This is a genomic window from Kitasatospora sp. NPDC056327 (assembly GCF_042261735.1).
Lineage (GTDB): Bacteria > Actinomycetota > Actinomycetes > Streptomycetales > Streptomycetaceae > Kitasatospora.
This window is the reverse complement of the sequence record NZ_JBHJRC010000090.1, coordinates 1-20,362: the sequence shown is the minus strand read 5'-3', so window position 1 is coordinate 20,362 and position 20,362 is coordinate 1. Positions and strand designations below refer to the sequence as shown.

General features: G+C 75.6%; 19 protein-coding genes. 4 read left to right on the top strand and 15 right to left on the bottom strand.

The annotated features are described in order from the left end of the window. Positions 1-90: 90 nt before the first annotated feature. The 9 genes from ACFCX4_RS15720 to ACFCX4_RS15680 all read right to left on the bottom strand — a co-directional run bounded on the left by ACFCX4_RS15720 (position 91) and on the right by ACFCX4_RS15680 (position 9,923). Positions 91-1,023 (bottom strand): hypothetical protein, encoded by a 933-nt coding sequence (locus ACFCX4_RS15720; RefSeq protein ID WP_376142646.1) that lies wholly within the window; start codon positions 1,021-1,023, stop codon positions 91-93. A 195-nt stretch (positions 1,024-1,218) separates the two neighbouring features. Next, complete coding sequence (locus tag ACFCX4_RS15715; protein ID WP_376142644.1) at positions 1,219-2,652, bottom strand: FAD-binding protein; 1,434 nt, start codon at positions 2,650-2,652, stop codon at positions 1,219-1,221. Between the two features lie 181 nt (positions 2,653-2,833). Beyond that, a complete protein-coding gene (locus ACFCX4_RS15710) occupies positions 2,834-3,424 on the bottom strand; it encodes an antibiotic biosynthesis monooxygenase (RefSeq protein ID WP_376142642.1) in 591 nt (196 codons plus the stop codon). Positions 3,425-3,481: 57 nt separating this feature from the next. Then, positions 3,482-4,567, bottom strand: coding sequence for an NAD(P)H-dependent flavin oxidoreductase (locus tag ACFCX4_RS15705; protein ID WP_376142640.1), 1,086 nt, complete (start codon positions 4,565-4,567; stop codon positions 3,482-3,484). A 277-nt stretch (positions 4,568-4,844) separates the two neighbouring features. Continuing rightward, positions 4,845-5,867, bottom strand: a complete 1,023-nt coding sequence (locus tag ACFCX4_RS15700) for a LysR family transcriptional regulator (protein WP_376142638.1) — start codon at positions 5,865-5,867, stop codon at positions 4,845-4,847. A 191-nt stretch (positions 5,868-6,058) separates the two neighbouring features. Then, positions 6,059-6,796, bottom strand: coding sequence for a TetR family transcriptional regulator (locus ACFCX4_RS15695; protein ID WP_376142636.1), 738 nt, complete (start codon positions 6,794-6,796; stop codon positions 6,059-6,061). 84 nt (positions 6,797-6,880) lie between these two features. Next, entirely contained in the window at positions 6,881-7,666 is a 786-nt protein-coding gene (locus ACFCX4_RS15690) for an HAD family hydrolase (protein WP_376142634.1), read from the bottom strand. Then, a complete protein-coding gene (locus tag ACFCX4_RS15685) occupies positions 7,663-8,841 on the bottom strand; it encodes an oxidoreductase (RefSeq protein WP_376142632.1) in 1,179 nt (392 codons plus the stop codon). Before ACFCX4_RS15685 ends, ACFCX4_RS15690 begins: the two co-directional genes overlap by 4 nt. Further along, positions 8,835-9,923 carry a ScbA/BarX family gamma-butyrolactone biosynthesis protein gene (locus tag ACFCX4_RS15680; RefSeq protein ID WP_376142630.1) on the bottom strand — a complete coding sequence of 363 codons (1,089 nt, stop codon included), beginning with the start codon at positions 9,921-9,923 and terminating at the stop codon, positions 8,835-8,837. The genes ACFCX4_RS15685 and ACFCX4_RS15680 overlap by 7 nt, the downstream gene beginning before the upstream one ends. Before the next feature lie 193 nt (positions 9,924-10,116). Here ACFCX4_RS15680 and ACFCX4_RS15675 point away from each other — a divergent pair, with 193 nt between their 5' ends. Further along, entirely contained in the window at positions 10,117-10,767 is a 651-nt protein-coding gene (locus ACFCX4_RS15675; RefSeq protein WP_376142628.1) for a ScbR family autoregulator-binding transcription factor, read from the top strand. A gap of 167 nt (positions 10,768-10,934) precedes the next feature. Here the strand turns inward: ACFCX4_RS15675 and ACFCX4_RS15670 are convergent, their stop codons facing one another. Further along, on the bottom strand, positions 10,935-12,149 hold the full coding sequence (locus ACFCX4_RS15670) for an MFS transporter (protein WP_376142660.1): 1,215 nt from the start codon (positions 12,147-12,149) through the stop codon (positions 10,935-10,937). Between the two features lie 162 nt (positions 12,150-12,311). Here ACFCX4_RS15670 and ACFCX4_RS15665 point away from each other — a divergent pair, with 162 nt between their 5' ends. Continuing rightward, entirely contained in the window at positions 12,312-12,692 is a 381-nt protein-coding gene (locus ACFCX4_RS15665) for an ArsR/SmtB family transcription factor (RefSeq protein ID WP_376142626.1), read from the top strand. Positions 12,693-12,781: 89 nt separating this feature from the next. On the opposite strand, the gene ACFCX4_RS15660 is transcribed toward ACFCX4_RS15665, so the two are convergent. Further along, positions 12,782-13,975 carry an MFS transporter gene (locus ACFCX4_RS15660; protein WP_376142624.1) on the bottom strand — a complete coding sequence of 398 codons (1,194 nt, stop codon included), beginning with the start codon at positions 13,973-13,975 and terminating at the stop codon, positions 12,782-12,784. 160 nt (positions 13,976-14,135) lie between these two features. Here ACFCX4_RS15660 and ACFCX4_RS15655 point away from each other — a divergent pair, with 160 nt between their 5' ends. Continuing rightward, positions 14,136-14,534 carry an ArsR/SmtB family transcription factor gene (locus tag ACFCX4_RS15655; protein WP_376142622.1) on the top strand — a complete coding sequence of 133 codons (399 nt, stop codon included), beginning with the start codon at positions 14,136-14,138 and terminating at the stop codon, positions 14,532-14,534. Positions 14,535-14,561: 27 nt separating this feature from the next. Here ACFCX4_RS15655 and ACFCX4_RS15650 read toward each other — a convergent pair whose 3' ends face one another. After that, positions 14,562-15,212, bottom strand: a complete 651-nt coding sequence (locus ACFCX4_RS15650) for a TetR/AcrR family transcriptional regulator (protein ID WP_376142620.1) — start codon at positions 15,210-15,212, stop codon at positions 14,562-14,564. A 186-nt stretch (positions 15,213-15,398) separates the two neighbouring features. Here ACFCX4_RS15650 and ACFCX4_RS15645 point away from each other — a divergent pair, with 186 nt between their 5' ends. Further along, on the top strand, positions 15,399-16,160 hold the full coding sequence (locus ACFCX4_RS15645) for an SDR family oxidoreductase (RefSeq protein WP_376142618.1): 762 nt from the start codon (positions 15,399-15,401) through the stop codon (positions 16,158-16,160). A 105-nt stretch (positions 16,161-16,265) separates the two neighbouring features. On the opposite strand, the gene ACFCX4_RS15640 is transcribed toward ACFCX4_RS15645, so the two are convergent. From ACFCX4_RS15640 to ACFCX4_RS15630, 3 genes are all read right to left on the bottom strand, one after another. Further along, positions 16,266-17,576 (bottom strand): alpha/beta hydrolase family protein, encoded by a 1,311-nt coding sequence (locus ACFCX4_RS15640; RefSeq protein ID WP_376142616.1) that lies wholly within the window; start codon positions 17,574-17,576, stop codon positions 16,266-16,268. A gap of 234 nt (positions 17,577-17,810) precedes the next feature. Next, on the bottom strand, positions 17,811-19,022 hold the full coding sequence (locus ACFCX4_RS15635; RefSeq protein ID WP_376142614.1) for an acyl-CoA dehydrogenase family protein: 1,212 nt from the start codon (positions 19,020-19,022) through the stop codon (positions 17,811-17,813). 3 nt (positions 19,023-19,025) lie between these two features. After that, positions 19,026-20,135 (bottom strand): phosphotransferase family protein, encoded by a 1,110-nt coding sequence (locus tag ACFCX4_RS15630; RefSeq protein WP_376142658.1) that lies wholly within the window; start codon positions 20,133-20,135, stop codon positions 19,026-19,028. Between the last annotated feature and the right edge of the window lie 227 nt (positions 20,136-20,362).

The window sequence follows — 20,362 nt, the reverse complement described above, 5'->3', positions numbered from 1 at the left end:
GGGGGGGGCCCGCGCCGGGGGGGGGCGGGGGGGCGGGGGGGGGGGGGCGCCCCCCCCCCCCCCCCCCCACGACAGGTCCGGCGTGGGTGGTCACCGGACGCCGGCGAGGGTGCGCGCCGTGGCGATGGCCTCGCCGTGCTCGCCGGGGAGTTCCTTGCGGTGCTCGACCGAGAGGTCGTAGCGGCCGAGCACGAGGTCGGGCAGCGGCAGCGACGGCCGGCCCTCGGGGATGGTGGCGAGCAGCAGCTCGGCCAGCCGCAGGACCGGGGCGAGGTCGATGTGCGCGGCCTTCTCCGGGTCGGTGCGGTCCAGGTGGGCCAGCCACTGCTCGGCGATGAGGTTGCCGGGGCCCTTGCCCATGCCCTGGACGGAGGAGTCCATCCAGGTCGCGCCGGCCGCGACCGCGCTGATCGCGTTGGCGAGCGCGAGGCCGAGGTTGTTGTGGGCGTGCAGGCCGACCGCGCCGCCGGTGACCGAGCGGGTCAGGGTGGTGAGGTCGGTGGTGTCGAGCGGCGAGAGGCTGCCGTTGGAGTCGGCGAGGTAGACGACCTCGGCACCGGCGTCGGTGGCGGCGGTCGCCACCTCGACCACCTCGCGGGCCGGCCACTGGCTGATCCGGGCGAAGTTGACGCCGACGGTGAAGCCGAGGTCGCGGGCCTGGCGGATGTACTCCAGGCCGGGCTCGTAGCCCTTGGCGGGCAGGATGACGCGGACCAGCCGGGCGCCCGCCCGGTACATCGCGGGCAGGTCGTCGCGGGTGATGTTCTTCGGGTGCAGGATCATCGCGACCCGGTGCGGGCCGATCTCGCGGGCGGTGGCGGCGATGAAGTCGTCGCCGCCGATGCCGGTCAGGCCGAGGTTCGGGAGCGGGGCGAACGAGCCCTTGCGGTAGGCGATCTCGACCCAGTCGAAACCGGCCTCGACGCTCAGCCGGGCGTGCTCCAGGGCGTAGGAGAGCGGGAAGTGGAATCCGGTGCGGTACCCCCCGTCCCGGAGAGTGACGTCGATGTTGGTGATCCTCATGGCTCCTCCATCAAGACGGACGTGCGGGTTGGCTCAGGAAGGGTCGGACGGGTTTCCTCGGGTGCTTCGGGTGTTGCGCGCACGGGTGCTTCGGGTGTTGCAGGCGCGGGTGCTGCGGCCCGGCCGGCCGGGCCGCCGTGCGCGGGCCGCTCCGCGGTGCGTCCGGGGACCGCGGAGCGGCCCGCGCGCGGCGGGTCAGACGGACCGGGCGGCGGCGTGGTGCGCGGCGCGGCGGCCGAAGACCAGCGAGCGCAGCACCGAGGTGGCCGGCGGGTAGGCGTGGTAGTAGAGACCGGTGGCCTCGCCCGCCGCGTACAGGCCGGGGATGGCCGTGCCGGACGGGGTGACCACCCGGCCGTCGAGGTCGGTGCGGACACCGCCGTAGGTGAAGCAGATCGCGGCGGTCACCGGGATTCCGATGAACGGCGCGGTGTCCAGCGGGGTGGCCCAGTTGGACTTGGCCGGGGTGAGGCCGACGGTGTGCTTGCCGTCGAGCCGGGTGGGGTCGAACTCGCCGGGGGCGACGGCCGCGTTGAACTCGGCGACGGTCTTCTCCAGGGCCTCGGGGTCGACGCCCAGCTTCTCGGCGAGCCCGGCCAGGGTGTCGGACTGCTCCGGCGGCACGTCGGTGAGCAGCGAGTTCGCGATGCCCGGGATGGCCAGGGTCCTGGCGTCGGCGATCCAGTACGCCTCCTGGTCCTGGTTCTTCCAGATCTCGTAGCCGACGTGCTCGAAGGTGTTGTCCCAGGTGTCGCGGCCCTCGTCGAAGAAACGCTCCAGGCGGCCGTTGACGAAGATCCCGGCGGCGAAGCCGTAGAGCACCGCGTCGGCCTTGCTGGTGCGGGTGTCGACCGGCTCGGCGTGGATGCCGTCGAACTGGCCGGCGGTGTCGGCGCCGAGCTCCAGCGCCATCCGCAGCGCGTCCCCGCGGTTGGCGGCGATGCCGGGGGCGATCAGCGGCAGGTCGCAGGCGTTCTGCCCGACGTAGCGGGTGAGCATCTCGGGGTTGCCCTCGAAGCCGCCGCAGGCGAGCACGACGGCGCGGCCGGCCAGGGTGCGGGTGAGGCCGTCGGCGCCGCGGACCACCACGCCGTCGACGGCGCCCCGATCGTCGGTGGACAGCCGCAGGGCCTCCGTCCGGTAGTGGATGTCGACCCGCTCGTCGGCCTCCAGGGCGGCGCCGAGGTGCTCGACGATGGAGGCTCCGCCACCGCGCGGGCTGGCCGGCGGGACCATCGACGGGGTGCCGGCGGCGAAGGTGTGCGGCAACGGGAAGTCCTGGAACGCGATCTCGACGCCGTGCTTCTCGACGAAGGCGAGGGTGCCGGGGGTGTCCCGCTCGACGGCGCGGCAGTAGTCGAGGTCGGCGAGGCCGCCGGAGACCCGGTGGACGTGCTCGGCCCAGTCGGTGTCGAGCTTGCGCTCCTGGTCGATCCGGAGGAAGGCGCCCGTCCAGCGGGTGGCTCCGCCGCGCTCCTCCTCGCCGGAGCGCTCCAGGATCGCGATCCGGACGGGCCGGTCGCGGCCCTCGGTGGCCTCGGCGAAGGACAGCGCGGCCGAGAGGCCGGCGGCGCCGAAGCCGACGACGATCAGGTCGTAGGCGGCGGCCCGGGCGGACGTGGCTGACATGGTTGTTCTCCTACGCGGTGTGTGTGCGGGTGTGAGGGCGGTCCGGGCCGTGCGGGCCCGGGACCGGCCGGCGGAGGTGGCGCCGGCCGGGTCGCCCGGCCGACGGTGGGGGTCGGCGGCCGGGCCGGCGGTGCGGGCCCCGGGCGAGGCCGGTCAGGGGCCGCGCCGGGGTCGGGCCCGGTCAGCGGTTGGGGGTGATGACCCGGCTGGTGCGGTACAGGCGGTACTTGGCGCCCGTCGTGGTGGTGGCGAACTCCTGGTAGCGGCGGGTGAACTCGGGGTCGTCGAAGATCGCGTCGAAGCTCTTCTCGTCCGACCAGGCGGCGAGGTTCACCACCGCGTCGCCCTCGACGCTGGTCAGCAGCCGGGAGCCGCGGAAACCCTCCGCGGTCGCGGCGACGTGCTCGACGGCGGAGGCGAGCGCCGCCACGGTGGCGGGCGCGGTCTCGGTGGTGGCCACGTTGATCAGCAGCACGGCGTCGCCGGGCTCGGCGGCGGTGACCACGCCGGGGCTGGTGAAGCCGGCCGTGAACGGGGTCCGCTCGTAGGCGGCGATGCCGAGGGTGTGCCAGGGGTCGCTCTCGATCAGCTCGGTGACGGTGGCGTCGTCGAGGTCGGCGGTGACGATGACGGCACCGCCGTCCGGCCGGGGGCCGCTGAGCAGGATCCGGCCGAGGTCGGCGTGCTCGCGCAGCCAGGCCTTGTGCTCGGGCAGGTGGGCGGTGACGGTCTCACGGGGCTTCAGGTAGGTGAGCGTGAGGACGTGGATCACGGTGGTCTCCGGATGCGCTGGGAGGGAACGGGAACGGCGGAAGGGGGCGGGGCGGTGTCAGCGGCCGACGCGCGTCGCCAGCTCGCGCAGGACGCGCTCCGCCTCGGCGACGGTGTCCTCGACGATCGCGGCGGCGGGCCGGACGTCCTTGACGAGGTCCAGGACCTCGCCGGCGAACAGCGCGCGCCGGCTGACGTCGTCGCGGGAGACGGCGGCGGCCCAGGCCGGCTCCACCTCGGCGCGCCGGGCGGCGAGTTCCTCGTCGCGGCCGGTCCACTCGCGGGTGAAGGCGTTGCTCACCGAGCGGGCCCGGTAGACCTCGTCCCACGGGATGCCGCGGACCACGTCGAAGGCCCGGGTGTCGACGGTGTCGGTGGTGGCGGCGGCGGTCAGCGAGGTCTTGAAGCCCGCGGTCGCGATCGACTCGACGGTGAGCGCGAACCGGGTGCCCATCATCACGCCGTCGGCGCCGAGCGCCAGCGCGGCGGCCAGCCCGCGGCCGTCCGCGAAGCCGCCGGCCGCCACCACCGGCACGGCGCCCCCGACGAGGTCGAGCACGGCCGGGACGAGCGGGAGGGTGGCCTGCGTCTTGTGGTGGCCACCGGCCTCCGAACCCTGGACGACCAGCACCGACGCGCCGGCCCGCAGGGCCACCAGGGCCTGCTCGGTGTCGTGCACCTGGACGACGACCCGGGAGCCGTGATCGGCGGCGGAGGACACGTAGCGGCCGACCTGGTCGGCGTTCCCGAAGGACAGGGCGATGACGGGCGGCGCGTAGCCGAGCACCTTGTCCCAGAGGCCGGGGCGCTCGTCGAAGGTGAACATCACGCAGCCGGCGCCCCAGACGCCGCCGCCCTCCGCCGCCTGCGGCAGGTGCTCGTCGATGAACGCGGCGTCGCCGTAGCTGACGCCGACGAGACCCAGACCGCCGGCCCGGGTGACGGCGGCGGCCAGTCGCCCGCCGGAGACGCCGCCCATCGGCGCGCTGACGATCGGATGGTCGATTCCCAGCAATTCTGTCAACTTGGTCGAGATCACGACTTCCCCGGCTCCCAGCTCGAAATGTCGGAATGGTGGAACGGTGGAACGGTGGAACGGCGCGGAAATACCGTCCTGGACAATCCGGGAACGGCGGACCGTCAACGGTTCCCGGGTTTTCCTCCGCCCGGTACCGGCCTGGCCGCTTTCGCACTCAAACCATAGTTCGACCGGCGCCCGGGCGGCCAAGACAGAAAATGCGTGGGGCCCATAGGCGCAGACCTATGGAGGGGCCGCCGGGACGACATCGGGAAGCCGGAGGTGAACCTTCCGCGTCCGCAGTGGAAAGAGAACGAACCGGCCCGGAGAGAAGGCTCTCCGGGCCGGTGTCCAACGGGGGGCGAAACGGATTCGGGGATCGCCCACGAGGTGGGGGAAGGGGTCAGGCGAGATACGTCCAGCCGCGCCGGGCGGCGACCTGGGCCAGCAGCAGCGCCGCCCGGCCGCCAGCCAGCGCGGTGACCGCGAGCCGTTCGCGCGGGGCCGCGGCGGTGGGCAGCGGACGCCAGTGCAGCTGAGCCTCCCCCTGCACGGAGAGCCTCGGCCGCAGCGCGACCAGGTCGCAGGCGGTCTGCAGGGTGTGCACGAAGAGCGCCTGCTGGTCGTCGACGGGGTGCAGTTCGGCCCGCCAGCCGAGCACGGCCAGCTGGGCCGGGATCGTCTCCGCGTAGCCGGGCGCGCAGCCCTCGTCGTACCAGAGGAGCCGCTGGGTGGCGAGGTCGTCCCAGGTCAGCCTGGGCCGGCCGGCCAGCTGGTGGTCGGGGCGCATCACCACGCCGAGCGGTTCGTCCCACACCACCGCGCCGACCAGCCCGGGCGTGGTGACGGGGAGCCGGACGATGCCGAACGCCAGCTCGCCGTGGTGCAGCAGTTCCGGCTGGTCCGCCGCGCCGATGTGCCGCATGCGCAGCTCGGCGCCGGTCGGGCCGGCGGCGTCGGCCGCCTCGCCGCCGAGGCCGTTCTGCACCTCGGCGAGCACCTCGGTGGGAACTCCGCCGCAGACGCCGACCGGCCAGACCCGGGGCGTCGGGGCGGCCGCGGCGATGGCCGAGCGGAGCTGCCCGGGAATGGTCTGGATTTCCCGCAGGAATGCCCGGCCGCCCGCCGTCAGCTCAACTCCGCGTGAACTCCTGATGAAAAGGGGAGCGCCGACCCGGCGTTCCAGTCTCTTGATCTGCTGGCTGAGGCTCGGCTGGGATATCCGCAGCTCCTGGGCGGCCGCCGAGACGGTCCCCGCGCGCACCACGGTGAGGAAATAGCGAAGATGCCTCATGTCGAAGTCGTCGACGTGCTCGGCGTGACCCGCCGCCCGCCGGGCGGCGGTCCGCATCGAGTCGTCCCGGGCGTGACCGGATTCCGTTTGGTACAGGGCGGACGGTCCGATCCTTTCGTGCAGCACGCTCATGACACCCCTCCGTCACATCGTCTCGGTTCGCGACCCGCCACCGGCCTGCCCTCCACCGGCCGGCCGGCACCGGCCACCCGGCGCCGGCCGGCCCGCCGCCGGGTGGTGGCTGCCCCGGGCTCGCGGGACAGCCACATTCTCCCTGAAAATACCTTCGGGCGGGAATTTTTAACGGTCCTGCAACGGAACCCTCACGCGGTCCCCGCCCCGGCGTCCCTCCCCGCCCCACCACCCTCCCGGAGCCCGGCGGCCACGGTGACTCCGGTGGCCCCGGCGCCCTCCACGGGCCCGCCCGCCCCGCGATTCGCTCCGGGCCCGGGCCCGTCGCCGGGACCGGGGCCGGGCCGGCCGCCGGCGAGGGCCTCCAGCAGCAGTCGCCACGCCGCCTCATGGGCGTCGCCCGAGCCGCAGGCCCCCACCGGACCGAACGCCACGTGCGGCGCGCCGTGCATCACGGCCAGGAGCAGCTGGGCGACCAGCTCGGGCGGCCGCCGGACCATGCTCCCCTCCCCCTGGGCCCGCCGGATCAGGTTCACCAGCCCGCGCTGCACGTCCTCGAAGATGTCCGGCACCAGCTGCGCCAGGTTCGGGCAGTCGGTGGCCAGCCGCAGCGCGGCCCGCAGCCGGACGTCCTCCCGCAGCCGGTGCGCCAGGTCCAGGACGAGCGACTCCAGCACCGCGCCCGCGGCCTCGCCGGGCACGTCCCGGGCCAGCCGCATCTCCTCCCAGACCTTGCGGGACTGCAGCACCAGCGCCCCGGCCAGCACCCGCTTGGACGCGAAGTGTCCGTACAGCGCGCCCTTGGTCATGCCGGTCCGCTGCGCCACCGCGTTGAGGGTGGCCCTGCTGTACCCCTGGGCGGAGAACTCCTCGGCTGCGGCGTCCAGCACCTTCTCCCGCGTACGCCGAGCTCGCTCCTGTTTGATCATGCGGGCGCCCTCCCTGGTCAAGAACATACCTTTCTAAAGGAATGTTCTCAGGACAGTGGGCCCGCCCGCCCGGCTGTCCGCACATCAGACGCAAACCGGTCGGAGCCCCGCGGCGGGGCGGGCCGCCGACCCCTCCCGCCCGTGCGGACCGTGCGGCGCGCGCGGCCCGCACGGCACCGGACCGCGCGGGCAGCGCCGGCCGTCGAGCACCGGCCAGCCGGCCCGGCGCGCCTGCGCGACCAGCCCCGGCGATCCGTTCACCACCACCGGGTGCCCGACCGCGCGGAGCATCGCGAGATCGCTCTCGTGGTCGCCGTAGGCGAAGCAGTCGGCCGCCCGGACGCCCCGGGCCCGGATCAGCGCCGTCACCGCGTCGGCCTTGGCCCGGCCGATCATCGGCCGGGCCACCTCCCCGGTCAGCACTCCCCCGGCCACCTCCTGCTCGGTGCAGCACACGGCGTCGGCGCCGAGGTCCTCGGCGACCGCCTCCAGCAGCGGGCGCATCGAGCCGGACACCAGCACCACCGGGTGCCCGAGCGCCCGGTGCCGGGCCACCGCGTCGAGGCCGGCCGTGACGAAGGCCTCGGCACTCCGGCGGTAGCCGTCGTACCAGCGGCGCGCCGCCGACCGCAGCGCGGCGGCCGGCACCCCGGCGAACCGGCGGTAGTAGATCCGGTTCAGCTCCTCGCGCGGAACGCCCGCCGCCATCGCGGCCCGGAGGTCCGGGACGGCGCTCCCTCCGAGGCCGGCGGCACCGGCCTGGGCGGGGTCCGCCGTCCAATGGTCCCAGAACGCGAGCATCCCCTTGGCGGCGATCAGCGTCTCGTCGACGTCGAAGAAGGCGATCGGGGCGGACGGCACGGCGCTCATGCGGCACCGTCCGGGGTGCCGAGGAGCGTCTGCGCGTAGCCGCGCGCCGCCGCGTCCGGGTCGAGGGTGCGGTGCACCGCGATCGCCGTGGCGTCCCGCCAGGCGCGCTGCAGGAGCGAGTCCGGCGCCTGCGCCCCGACGCCGCCGGCGAGGAACAGCGCGTCGACCGCCTCCCGGCACAGCACGGCGGCCGTCGCCGCGTCACGGCGGTTCTCCGCCACGGCCACCGGGGTGATCGCCCCCCGGTCGGCGCGGCCGGCGGCCCCGTCGAGCAGCAGGCCGGCCATGTGGATCCGGGCCGAGGCCCGGGTCAGGACGGTGTGCGCGGCCGGGTGCGGGTCCGCCGACCGCCGGGCCCCGGCGGTCCACTCCCGCAGGGCCGTCCGGGCGACGCCGAGCAGCGGGGCGGCGAAGAGCAGGGCCGCGACCATCGGGTAGGGGACGGTGTGGCAGCGGGCGGCGTCGGGCAGCGGGAGCAGCAGGGCGTCGAGGGTGAGCGTGCGGTGGTCCGGGACGTGGACCGCCGCGGCGGCCACCGAGGTGCTGCCGCTCGCGCGCAGACCGGAGGCGTGCCAGGTGTCCAGCACCGTCAGCTCGCCCCGGGGGACGGCGAAGATCCGGTGTTCGCGGCCGTCCGGCCCCTGCGTCCAGGAGGCGAGCAGGATCCACTCGGCGTGGTCGGCGCCGCTGGCGAGCCGCCATTCGCCGTCGAGCCGCCAGCCGCCGCCCCGCCGCTCGGCCCGGCCCCGGGGCGGGACGACCGCCGCCGAGATCCGGGGGTCCGGGCCCGCACCCCAGAGTTCGCGCTGCCCCTCCTCGGGCAGGTAGGCCGCCAGCCGGCCGTGCGCCGCGTAGAGGGCGGCGCACCAGCCGGCGCCCGCGCAGGACCCGGCCAGCGCCGCCGCACCGGCGACCAGCTCGCCGAAGCCCCCGGCGGTGCCGCCCCAGCGGCGCGGGACGAAGTGGCGGGGGAAGCCGGCCGCGGTGATGCCGTCGGCGACCTCGCCGGTCAGCCGGCGCAGTTCCTCCGCGCGTGCGGCGTCCCGGCGGGCCGGGCCGGCCAGTTCGCGGAGCACCCGCGCCGCGAGCCCCTCCTCACGGACCTCGCCGGGCACCCCGCCGGACACGCCGTCGTCGGCCCCGCCGCGGAGGCCGTCCCGGAGGTCGGTCACCATGCCGCTCCCGCCGTCCCCCGGATTCCGGTTCCGTGCAGCGCCGTTCCGTGCGGTCCCGTCGCCCGCGGCCGGGCCGCACCGTCGTCCGCCGCCCGGGCGCCGCCCTCGTCCGCACCGGCCGCACCCGGCGCCATCCGCACCCGGGCGGTGGCGATCGGCCGGCCGTCCTGCACCGCCGTCAGCCGCAGGCACCCCGGCGGGCCCCCGCCGTCCGGCCCGGCGAGGATCGCGACCGGGGTGGTCAGTTCGCCGAACGCGGTGAAGCCGGTGCTGATCTCCCGGAGCCCGCCGGCCGCGCCGCCGGCCCCGCAGGAGGCGGCGGCCTGGCGGAAGGCCTCCAGCAGGACCATCCCGGGCACGTGGTCCACCGGGTGGTCGAACAGGACCGGGTGGCCCTCGAACGGTCGCAGCCACCAGCGGTCGGCGCGGGCCGGGTCGGCGGCGACCAGCACGTCGCGGTCGGCCGTCTGCCCCACCCGCCGGGGCTCGGGCACCACGGTCGAGGCCGGAGCCGTCTCGGGTTCCGCGGCCGCCTCGGCCGACCGCCGCCTGATCAGCGCGTACCGCGCGGGCTCCAGCACCTCCCAGCGCATCCGGACCCGGCCCACCGGCCGGTGCCCGGCCCAGGCCACGCCCTCCAGTGCGAACCGTTCCCGGCCGGGCCGCAGCACGGCGGGCGGGCTCTGCAGGTCGAGGCCGACGTCCAGGCCGTCCGGGCCGACCGCCGGCAGTGCCCCGTCGAGGTCGACGGCGAGGTCGTTGAGCACGAAGGGGTGACCGTAGGTGCTGCCGTGGAACCGGTGGGCCAGGTGGATCGCGGTCTGCCGGACCGTCTCGGCCATCAGCACGGGGTCGGCCGCCGCTCCCGCGGAGCGCCGGCCGAGGTGGTGGTCGCGCGGCCAGAGCGCGGCGACCGCGAACCGCGCCGCCCCCAGCCGGACGGCGTCGGTCAGCAGCACCTCGGCGTCGGCGTACTTGTGGACCGCCTCGCGCGGGAGGTGCCGGTCGAAGCGCAGACCGTTCCAGCCCTCCCTGAGCCGCGGACGGCACGGGCCCGGCACGACGGATGACAGGACGTTCATGAACTTATTCCTCCCCCATGTCGCGGCGACCGCGGCGGGCCCGCTATCTTTCGGTGCCTACCGGAGCGACAGCTCAGGAACATACCTTCTGGAAGGTTTACCGTCGAGGCGGAATTTTGCGCCATCCAGTCCGAATAGCCTCCGCCCTGACGCCCCGGCACCACCCCTGACCACACCATCACAGGAGCCGTAGATGCCCGAACCGCAGACCACCCCGCCGTTCACTGTGCGGAGAATCACCACCAGGCGGGGCCCCGACCCCAAGCAGGACCGCGCCGCCCGGACCAAGCTGCTGGTGCTGACCGCCGCCGCCGAGCTGTTCTCCACCCAGGGCTTCCGCCACACCTCCGTCAAGGACGTGGCGGACCGGGTGGAGATGACCAAGGGCGCGGTCTACTTCCACTACCCGACGAAGGAGGCGCTCGCCGTGGCGGTGGTCGAGCAGCACTACGCCCGGTGGCCGATGCTCCTGGAGGAGATCACGGCCGAGGGGCGCGGGCCGCTGGAGACCGCCGCCCGGCTGCTGGAGGGCGCGGCGGCGGCCTTCCGGGACGACATCGTCGTCCAGGCGGGCGCCCGGCTCCAGATCGAACGGCCGCAGATAGACGCGGAGCTGCCCACTCCGTACGTGGACTGGACCGAGCTGCTGACCACGCTGCTGGCCGGCGCCCGGAGGGAGGGCGAGCTGCGCGAGGACGTCTCCCCGCAGGCGGCGGCCCGCTCGCTGGTGGCCGCGTTCTTCGGCACCCAGCACATCTCGGACGTGCTGCACGAGCGGGCGGACGTGGTGGAACGCTGGTCCGAGACCGCGGAGTTGCTGTTCCGGGCGATCCGCGCCCGATAGCCCGCGACCTGCGGACGGACCTGCGGGCGGACCGGGCGGGAAGCCGATCGGGCGGGCGATCGGCCGGCCCCGCCCATGCGGAAGCGCACCGCAGACGTCGCCGCGGTGCGCTTCGCCGGGAGTCCGACGACCCGGCCGTACGGGGGCCGACCGGGACGCCGGACCGGTCAGGGGTTCTCCGGCAGCCGTCCCCGGCTCGCGGACACGATCAGCCCGCCCGCGACGGCCAGCACCATCAGGACGACGCCGAAGACGGTCGCCCCGTCGGTGAGCCCGATCGAGTCGCTCAGGTAGCCGGCCGACACCGGCAGCAGCCCGGCCGGCACGTAACCGCCCACGTTGAGCGCGGCGTTGGCCTCGGCCAGCCGGCGCGGCGGGACGGCGGAGTTGAGCAGCGAGAGCCCGCCGAGCTGGCCCATGCCCTGGCCGGCCCCGGCGAGCAGGGCCGAGGCGACCAGCACCGGGACGGCGGAGGCGTGCACGGCGACGATCAGGGTGACCATCGCCAGGGTGGTGGAGACCGCGCCGGCCAGCAGGATGGTGCGCCGGCGCAGCTTCTGGACGGCGAACTGCACACCGGTGGCGGTCAGGAACATCACGAACGCCATCGCCCCGGCCACGATCCGGCTGGTGGTGCCGAGCAGCCCGGAGAGCAGCGACGGACCGAGCGAGAGCACGAACGAGGTCGCGGTGATGCCGGGGCCGAACACCGCGATGCCGAGAACGAGTTGCAGACCGCTGCCGCGCGGGACACCGGGCACCCGCACCCAGGCGCCCTTCGCCGGGGCGTCGGGCCGGCGGACCGGCATGCGCAGCACCGCGAGCACCGCGGTGGCGAGCAGGACCGCCTCGACCACGAAGACGGTGACGGTCGGCCCGGGCGCCGTCTCGGAGAGCACGCCGGCCAGCAGCGGGCCGAGGCCGGCGCCGAAGACCATCGCGCAGGAGGCCAGCAGGGCGGCCAGACGCTTGCGGGCCGGACCGGCGACGTCGGTCACGGCCGCCATGCCGGCCGAGACCACCGCGCCCACCGCGATTCCGGTGAACAGCCGGGCCACGATCAGCGCGGCGACCGACGAGGCGGTGGCGAAGATCGCGCAGGACGCGACCGCCAGGGCCAGCGCGGGCAGCAGCACCGGCTTGCGTCCGAGCCGGTCGGAGACCACCCCGGAGACCAGCAGCGAGCCGAGCAGCCCGACGATGTAGAACGCGAACACCACGGTCAGGGTGCCCTTGGAGAACCCGATGTCCCGCTGCCAGACCACGTACAGCGGGGTCGCCGCGTTGGACAGGACGAACACCGCGGTCACCGGCCACGCGGCCAGCCACACCCACCAGGTGGGCGTGACCGCGGCGGTCGCCCCCTGGTTCCCCTCCGGCATCGGCAGGTCCGCCTCGACGGCCTCCCGCACCGATACCGTCCGACTCTCCGACATGGCCGCTCCCTCCGCCACACGCAGTACGAGTTATCTCGAACATAGCATGCAGTACGATGAGAGTCGTACTGAAGAGTCCGAGTCCTTTCGGCCCACGAGGAGTCGCCCATGCCTTCGACACTGCGCCAGGCCCCGCCCTTCGTCGTCCTGCCGGAACCGGCCGACCTGCCGGAAGCACTGCCCGAGCCGGCCGTCGGGGAGCTCAGGCTGGAGCTCGTGCTCGGCGCGCTGAGCGACCCGCTGCGGCTGACCATCGTCCGCAAACTGCTGCTGGAGCGGGAGCGGTTCGACCACCCCTGCGGCTGGTTCGGCCTCGACCGCCCGAAGTCCTCGCTCACCCACCACTTCAAGGCACTGCGCCAGGCGGGCGTCATCCGCCAGCGCCAGTACGGCCTCGAACGCCGCAGCCACGTCCGGACCGACGACCTCGAAGCGGCCTTCCCCGGCCTGCTCGCACTGGTCGCCGACTGGCGCCCCGCCTCCGTCTGACGCCCGCACCCCGGCGCCCGTGACGCCGACGGGGCGGGACCGGCGGTGACTCCGCCGATGCCCGCCCCGCCGTCCGCGCGCCCGGACGGCTACCGCGCCGCCGGCTCCACCACCGCGGGAGCGGGCGCCTCCCCGGACCGGACCGGCCCCGCGCCCCGGGTGGTGGCCCAGGCGGTGGCCGCCGCGACCAGGGCGAGCACGGTCGCCGCCAGCGGGAACCAGCGCCCGCCGAGCAGCGCGACGGCGGCACTGCCGGCCGCGCCGCCCGCCGCCGTGCCCAGGTAGAGGGCGCTGCTGTTGAGCGAGATCAGCAGCTGCGCGTTGCCCGGGTCCAGCGAGGCGAGCCGGTGCGGCAGCGCGACCGAGACCGCCCAGCCGGCCAGCGGGGTCACCACGGCGTACGCGAGCGCGCCCGGCATCGAACGCCCGGCCCAGGGCAGCGCGGTGAACGCGAGCGCGGCCACCGCACTGCCCGCCAGCAGCACCCGCCGCACCCCGATCCGGTCCACCAGCCGTCCGCCCAGCCAGCTGCCGCCGACCGAGGCGACGCCCGCGACCAGCAGGACCAGGCTCAGCCGCTCGGCCCGGCCGCCGGTGGCCGGGGCGACCGCGGTGGCCAGGTAGATGTAGACGGACTGGAAGGCGAGGAAGAAGACCAGGGTGGTCGCGGCGGCGCCGAGCACCCGCCGGTCGCGCAGCGGCGCCAGCCGGTCCCGCAGGCCCGGCGCGGCGGCGGGCGCCGGCAGCTCCCTCAGCAGCAGGCCCAGTCCGGCCAGGGCCACCGCGCCCAGCGCCGTGACCAGCCACATCGTCAGCCGCCAGTCGGCGCGCCCGACCCAGGTACCGACCGGCACGCCCAGCGCGGTGGCGACCGTCATGCCGCCGAGCACGGTCGCCAGCGCCCGCCCGCGCCGCTCGGGGGCGACCAGGGTGGTGGCCACCGCGTTGGCGGTCGGGGTGTAGAGCGCGGCACCGGCGGCCGCCAGCACCCGGGTGGCCAGCAGCGTTTCGTAGTCGGGCGCGAGCGCGCTGAGCGCGTTGGCGGCGCCGAACACGGTGAGCGCGGTGAGCAGCAGCCGGCGGCGCGGCCAGTGCGCGGTGAACGCGGCGAGCGGCGGCGCGAGCAGCGCGTAACCGAGGGCGAAGACGGTCACCAGCTGGCCGGCGGCGGTGACCGAGACGCCGAGGTCGTCGGCGATCGGGCCGAGGATGCCGGCCATGACCATGGTGTCGGTGCCGACGGCGAAGGTGCCGAGGGCGAGCAGGAGCAGGCGGACGGGCACGTCGATCCCCCCAGGGAGCGGACATTGTTGGACGTGAGGGCAACAGTTTGATGCTCGCCAAACAGTACGGATTGGTGGATGATTGTCAAACGATCCCGTCCGCGCACCGCGCCGCGCCCCCGCACCGCACCCGCGCCCGACCCCGAGGAGGCCGCCGGCCATGTCCGACGACGAGCGGCTGCCCCAGCCCGCCACCGCCGAGATCGACCTGGTCACCGTGCTGCACGCGCTCGGCGACCCGGTCCGGATGCGCCTGCTCACCAACTACGCCGACGGCGCCGAGCACTCCTGCGCCCCGCAGCACCTCGGCCTCGAACACCTCCACAAGTCGACCGTCTCGCACCACATGCGGGTGCTCCGCGAGGCCGGCGTCACCACCACCCGGGTCGCCGGACGCAACCGCTACGTCTCGCTGCGCCGCACCGACCTCGACGCACGCTTCCCCGGCCTGCTCGACTCGCTGCTCGCCGCCGCCGGGGCACCCGCCGCCGACGCCCCGGGCGCCGGGGACCGCCCGTCCGGGCGCACCGGACCGGCGCCCGCCCCGCCCGCCCGATAGCGCGACCGGTACGGCGGCGCCGGGCCGTCAAGGACGGCCGAGCCCGCCCCGGAGGTCGGCGCCCAGCATCCGGAGCACCAACTCGCCGTAGCGGCGCCCGAGTTCCTCGGGCGTCTCGCTGCTTCGGCCGGTGTACCAGCGGGACACGTCGATGCCCAGCGAGGTGACCGCGCGGGCGGCGGTGCGGACCTCGGCGACCTCGAACACCCCGGCCGCCAGGCCCTCCTCGATCAGCGCGGCGACCTCGCGCTCGATGTCCAGCCGCAGCGCCGCCACCACCGCGTGGGCGTCCTCCGGGAGGGCGTGCAGCTCGTAGTTGACCACCCGCCCGACCGTCCGCGCCTTGGCGTGCCAGGCGGTGAACTCCTCGACCAGGCGCCGCATCCGCTCCGCCGGACCGTCCCCGCCGGCCACCGCCGTCCGGACGAGTTCCAGCGTCGCGGCGTGCCCGGCCCGGCTGATCTCGGCCAGCAGGGCCGCCTTGGACGGGTAGTGGATGTACAGCGCGGCGGGGCTCATCCCGGCTCCGGTGGCGATGTCCCGGGTGGTGGTGGCGTGGAAGCCGCGCTCGGCGAAGGACTCCACGGCGGCCCGGAGCAGCCGGTACGCCGCCTCCGGACGGGCTTCGGCACCGTCGGACAGGCCGGCCCAGAGCTCGGCGATGGGCGTGCTGGTCATGGCGCCATCCTCGCAGATCGGTCACCGGGCGCCCGTACGGACGTTCGCCCCGCGACGGCCCGGCGGACTGTTGACAGGGTCCCGCACCGACACCATGCTGAGCAAGCGCTTGGTCAGTCGATCATCCGGCGGACCGCTCCGCCCGCCGGATCCCGGTCAGCCGTACGCCACACCGAGAGGACCACCGTGACGCTCTCCTCCTTCCAGGGCCGGGTGGCCGTCGTCACCGGATCGAGCCGGGGCATCGGCCTCGGCATCGCCCGCGAACTGGTCGCCCGCGGGGCCCGGGTCTGCCTGACCGCCCGCAATCCCGGACCGCTCGCCGAGGCGGTGCGCGACCTCGGTGGCCCGGACGCCGCGATCGGGGTCGCCGGGCGCGCCGACGACCCCGCCCACCAGGAGGAGGCCGTCGCCCGCACCCTGGCGGCCTTCGGCCGGCTCGACCACCTGGTCAACAACACCGGCATCAACCCGGTGCACGGCCCGGTGCTGGACGTCGACGAGGCCGCCGCCGCCAAGATCCTCGCCGTCAACGTGCTCGCCCCGCTCGCCTGGACCCGCCGCGCGCACACCGCCTGGATGGGCGAGCACGGCGGCTCGGTGGTCAACGTCGCCTCGGTGGCCGGGATCCGGGCCTCGCTCGGCATCGGGATGTACGGGGTCTCCAAGGCCGCGCTGATCCGGCTCACCGCCGAACTCGCCGCCGAGCTGGGCGGCCGCGGGATCCGGGTCAACGCCGTCGCGCCCGCCGTCGTCAGGACGAGGTTCGCCGAGGCGCTGTACGCGGGCCGCGAGGAGGAGGTGGCCGCCGCCTACCCGCTGGGCCGCCTCGGGGTCCCCGAGGACGTCGCGGGCGCCGTCGCCTTCCTGCTCTCCCCCGAGGCCTCGTGGATCACCGGCCAGACCGTGGTGGTGGACGGCGGCCTCACCCTCGGCGGAGGCCTGTGACCCACGGCGGAGGACCGTGCCCCAGGCGGAAGCCCGTGATTCCCGGCGGCGCGGCCGGCAGCGGCCCGGCCCCCGGGCGGGCCGCACCCGGGGGCCGTCGGTCCGTCAGCGCTCGAAGCGCATCTCCGGGAAGCGCCGCGAGGGGCCGTCCAGCAGGTGGTCGTCGTGGCCGCGGAGCTGCCGGTCGAAGAAGGAGGCGACGTACGCGCGGGTGGCGAGCACCGCGCGGTCGGGCCGCACCTCGCCGATGCCGCCGCGCACCGCCTCCTCCGGCACCGCCCCCTGGCGGGCGAGCTGGGGCAGCAGCGCCTGCGCATCGGTGTACGAGCCGTGGCGTGAGCCGAGCAGGGTGACGTCCGCCTTCCAGCCCCGGGTGTTCCGCCAGAACGCGGCCCAGCCGGGCCGGCCGGCGTAGCCGCCGGAGTCCGGGCTCTCGGTGCCCATCAGCAGGAACGGGCGGTCGAGGCCGTTCTCGGCGACGCTGCTCAGGTGCACCCCGGTACCGTCCGGACCGGGGAGGTGCAGCTGCCCGTCCAGGTTGACGCCGGCCCTGATCCGGGGGTCGTCGTGCATCGCCTGGGCCGCGGTGAACCCGCCGGCGCAGTGGCCCGCCATGCCGATCCGGCCGAGGTCCAGCGAGCCGGCCAGCGGACCGGGGAGCCGGCCGTCCGTGCGCAGCGCCGCGAGCTCGTCCAGCACGAACCGGATGTCGGCGACCCGGACCGCCATCACTCCGCGCAGCAGCGCGCCGTTGTTTGGGCCAGGCCGGCCCACCGGGCCGGGGAGCACCGAGGTGACCAGCCGGCCGTCCGGGAAGGCCACCTCGGAGGCCTCGTGGGGGTGGTCGACCGTGACGACCACGTAGCCGCGCGAGGCGAGGTCCTCGGCCAGGCCCGTCCCCCAGCTGCGGGGGTCGCCGAGTCCGGCGGAGTAGAGGACCACCGGGCGCGGCCCGACGGCGGGCAGCGCCGGGGCGTCCTGCCGGGCGTGGGTGCGGACCCGGGACCAGTCGGTGCGACCCGGCTCCGCGCCGTTGTTGAGGACGCCCGCGCCGTCGGGACCGCCGAAGTGCCGGGCGGCGGACTCCGCCATGTAGCGGGCGTGGTCGTTGCCGTACACCGGGCGGGTGGCCGGGTACCAGAGACTGATCATCACCTCGCGGACCCGGTCCGGCTCCCAGGGGTCCCGGCGGCCCGGGTCGGCCAGCCGCAGCGCGGTGGTGCCCACCGGGTAGGGGCCGGTGGGCTTCGCCAGGGCGGCCAGGGCGAGGCGGTCCGCGACCGCCGGGGCTGCGGAGGCGGGCACGGCCGCCGTCCCGGCGACGCCGAGCACCGTGGTGGCGGCGAGGGCGACGGCGACGCCCCTCCGGACGGTCCGCAGGCCCCGCGCATCCAGTCCCCGGCCCCGTTCGCGCATGCTCCCCAGCTCCCCGTTCCCGTGCGGGCCGCCGACCCTCGGCGGCCCGTACGCCGACGGTACGGGCCGGGGCGGTGCGTGGACGTCATACCGGGGTGCCAACCCTGCGGGTGCTACCCCGGTATGACCCGGGCGGCGGGGCGGGCGCCCGGGTGCGGGGCGGGGGCGCTCACCCGGGGGCGTCCCCGCCCGGGCCGCACGCCCGCCCCGGCCCGCCCCGCTCGCCCGCCCCGCTCACCGGTGGCGCCGCAGCTCCCGCCGGGCCAGCGAGCGCTTGTGCACCTCGTCCGGCCCGTCCGCCAGCCGGATCGTCCGGTTGAACGCCCAGAGCGCGGCGAGCGGGGTGTCCTGGCTGACGCCGGCCGCGCCGTGCGCCTGGACGGCCTTGTCCAGGATCCACTCGACGGTGCGCGGGGTGGCGATCTTGATGGCCTGGATCTCGGTGTGCGCGCCCCGGTTGCCGACGGTGTCCATCAGCCAGGCGGTCTTGAGCACCAGCAGCCGCAACTGCTCGATGCGGACCCGGGATTCGGCGATCCAGTCCTGGACGACGCCCTGCTCGGCGAGCGGTCCGCCGAAGGCCACCCGGTCGAGGACGCGCCGGCAGGTCAGCTCCAGCGCCCGCTCGGCCGTGCCGATGGCGCGCATGCAGTGGTGGATCCGCCCCGGGCCGAGCCTGGCTTGGGCGATGGCGAAGCCGGAGCCCTCCTCGCCGATCAGGTTCCCGGCCGGGACCCGGACGTCCTCGAAGGTGATGTCGGCGTGGCCGCCGTGGTCGGCGTCGTCGTAGCCGAACACGGTCATGCCGCGCCGGACCGTCACACCGGGGGTGTCGCGCGGCACCAGGATCATGCTCTGCTGCCGGTGCCGCTCGGCGTCCGGGTCGGTCCTGCCCATCACGATGAGGATCCGGCACTCCGGGTTCATCGCGCCGCTGATGTACCACTTGTGGCCGTTGACCACGTACGAGTCGCCGTCGCGCTCGATCCGGGTGGCGATGTTGGCGGCGTCGGAGGAGGCGACGCCGGGCTCGGTCATCGCGAAGGCGGAGCGGATCCGGGCGTCGAGCAGCGGCTCCAGCCAGCGTTCGCGCTGTTCGGCGCTGCCGAACCCGGCGAGCAGCTCCATGTTCCCGGTGTCGGGGGCCGCGCAGTTGAGGGCGGGCGGGGCCAGGTGGGGGCTGCGGCCGGTGATCTCGGCGAGCGGCGCGTACTGGAGGTTGGTCAGCCCGGCGCCGTGCTCGCCCGGCAGGAAGAGGTTCCACAGCCCCTCCTTGCGGGCCGCCGAACGGAGTTCGGCGATCACCGGCGGGATCTCCCAGGCCGGGCGCGCCGGGTCGGCCAGCTGCGCGGCCAGCACCGGCTCGGCGGGGTACACCTCCCGCTCCATGAACTCCGTGAGCCGCTCGCTCAGTTCGAGGGTGCGCCGGTCGTGGGCGAAGTCCATCGGTCAGTGTCCCTTCAGCGTGGTGAGGCCGTGCTCGACGAGGAGGGGCGCCATGGTGGCCGCACGCTCGAAACCGGCGCCGAGGGTGCGGCCCTGCCGGAAGCGGTAGTGGATGCCCTCGGCGACGACGGCGAGCTTGTAGCAGGCGAAGGCGACGTACCAGTCGAGGTCGGCCGCGTCCCGGCCGGTCGACCCGGCGTAACGGGCGACCAGTTCGGCACTGCGCGGGAAGCCGGGCGCGGTCGCGGCGGACGGGATGAGGCCGCCACCGGTGCCGGCCAGCTCGGTGTACATCACCAGCAGCCCGACGTCGGTGAGCGGGTCGCCGAGCGTCGACATCTCCCAGTCCAGCACGGCGGCGATCCCGTCCCGGCCGTCGCGTTCGGCGACGATCACGTTGTCGAGCCGGTAGTCGCCGTGCACCAGGGCCGGGGCCGGGGAGGCCGGGCGACGGGCGGCCAGCAGCTCGTGCAACCGGTCGACGCCGGGCAGTTCACGGCTCCTTGACGCCTCCAACTGAAGCGCCCAGCGGCGCAGTTGACGCTCCAGGTAGCCTTCCGGCCGGCCGAATCCGGCGAGCCCGACGGCCGCCGGGTCGATCCGGTGCAGCGCGGCGAGGGTGTCCACCAGGGCCTCGCCGATGCCGCGCACCCGCCGCTCGCCGAGCGCGGCGAGCGCCGCGGCGCCCCGGTGCACCGTGCCGGGCACGTACGCCATCAGGTACCAGGGCGCGCCGAGCACCTCCGTCCCGGCGTCCAGGTGGACCGTGGCGGGCACCGGCACGCCGGTGCCGCGCAGCGCGGTCATCACCCGGTACTCGCGCCCCATGTCGTGGGCGGTGGCGAGGACGTGCCCGAGCGGGGGGCGGCGCAGCACCCAGTCGGTGACGCCGTCGGTGAGGCGGTAGCTGAGGTTGGAACGGCCGCCCTCGATCAGCTCGGCGCGCAGCGGGCCGGCGACCGTGCCGGGGCGTTCGCGGTCCAGGTGGGCGCGCAGCCGTACGAGGTCGGGGCCGCGCTCCGGACCGTCATCGGGGCGCGGCTCCGGGTTCGGCGGCGGGCCGGGCTCGGAACCCGCCCGCGGGGCGGGCTCCGGGGCGGACCCCGGGCGGATCTGCGGGCCGGGCTCCGGGCGGATCTGCGGCACGGGCCTCTCCATTCGTCCGCGGGCGGCGCCGTCGGTGACTAAGCGCTTGCTCAGAATCCGGCCGACGGCCGCGCCCTGTCAATCCCGCCCCCGCCCGGAGCGGGGCCGCGGGACCGCTCCGCAGGGTGCCGACCGGCGGCGGCCCGGACAGGGCGTCGGCCCGGGAACGGCGGCGGCCACCGGCGATCGGGGTG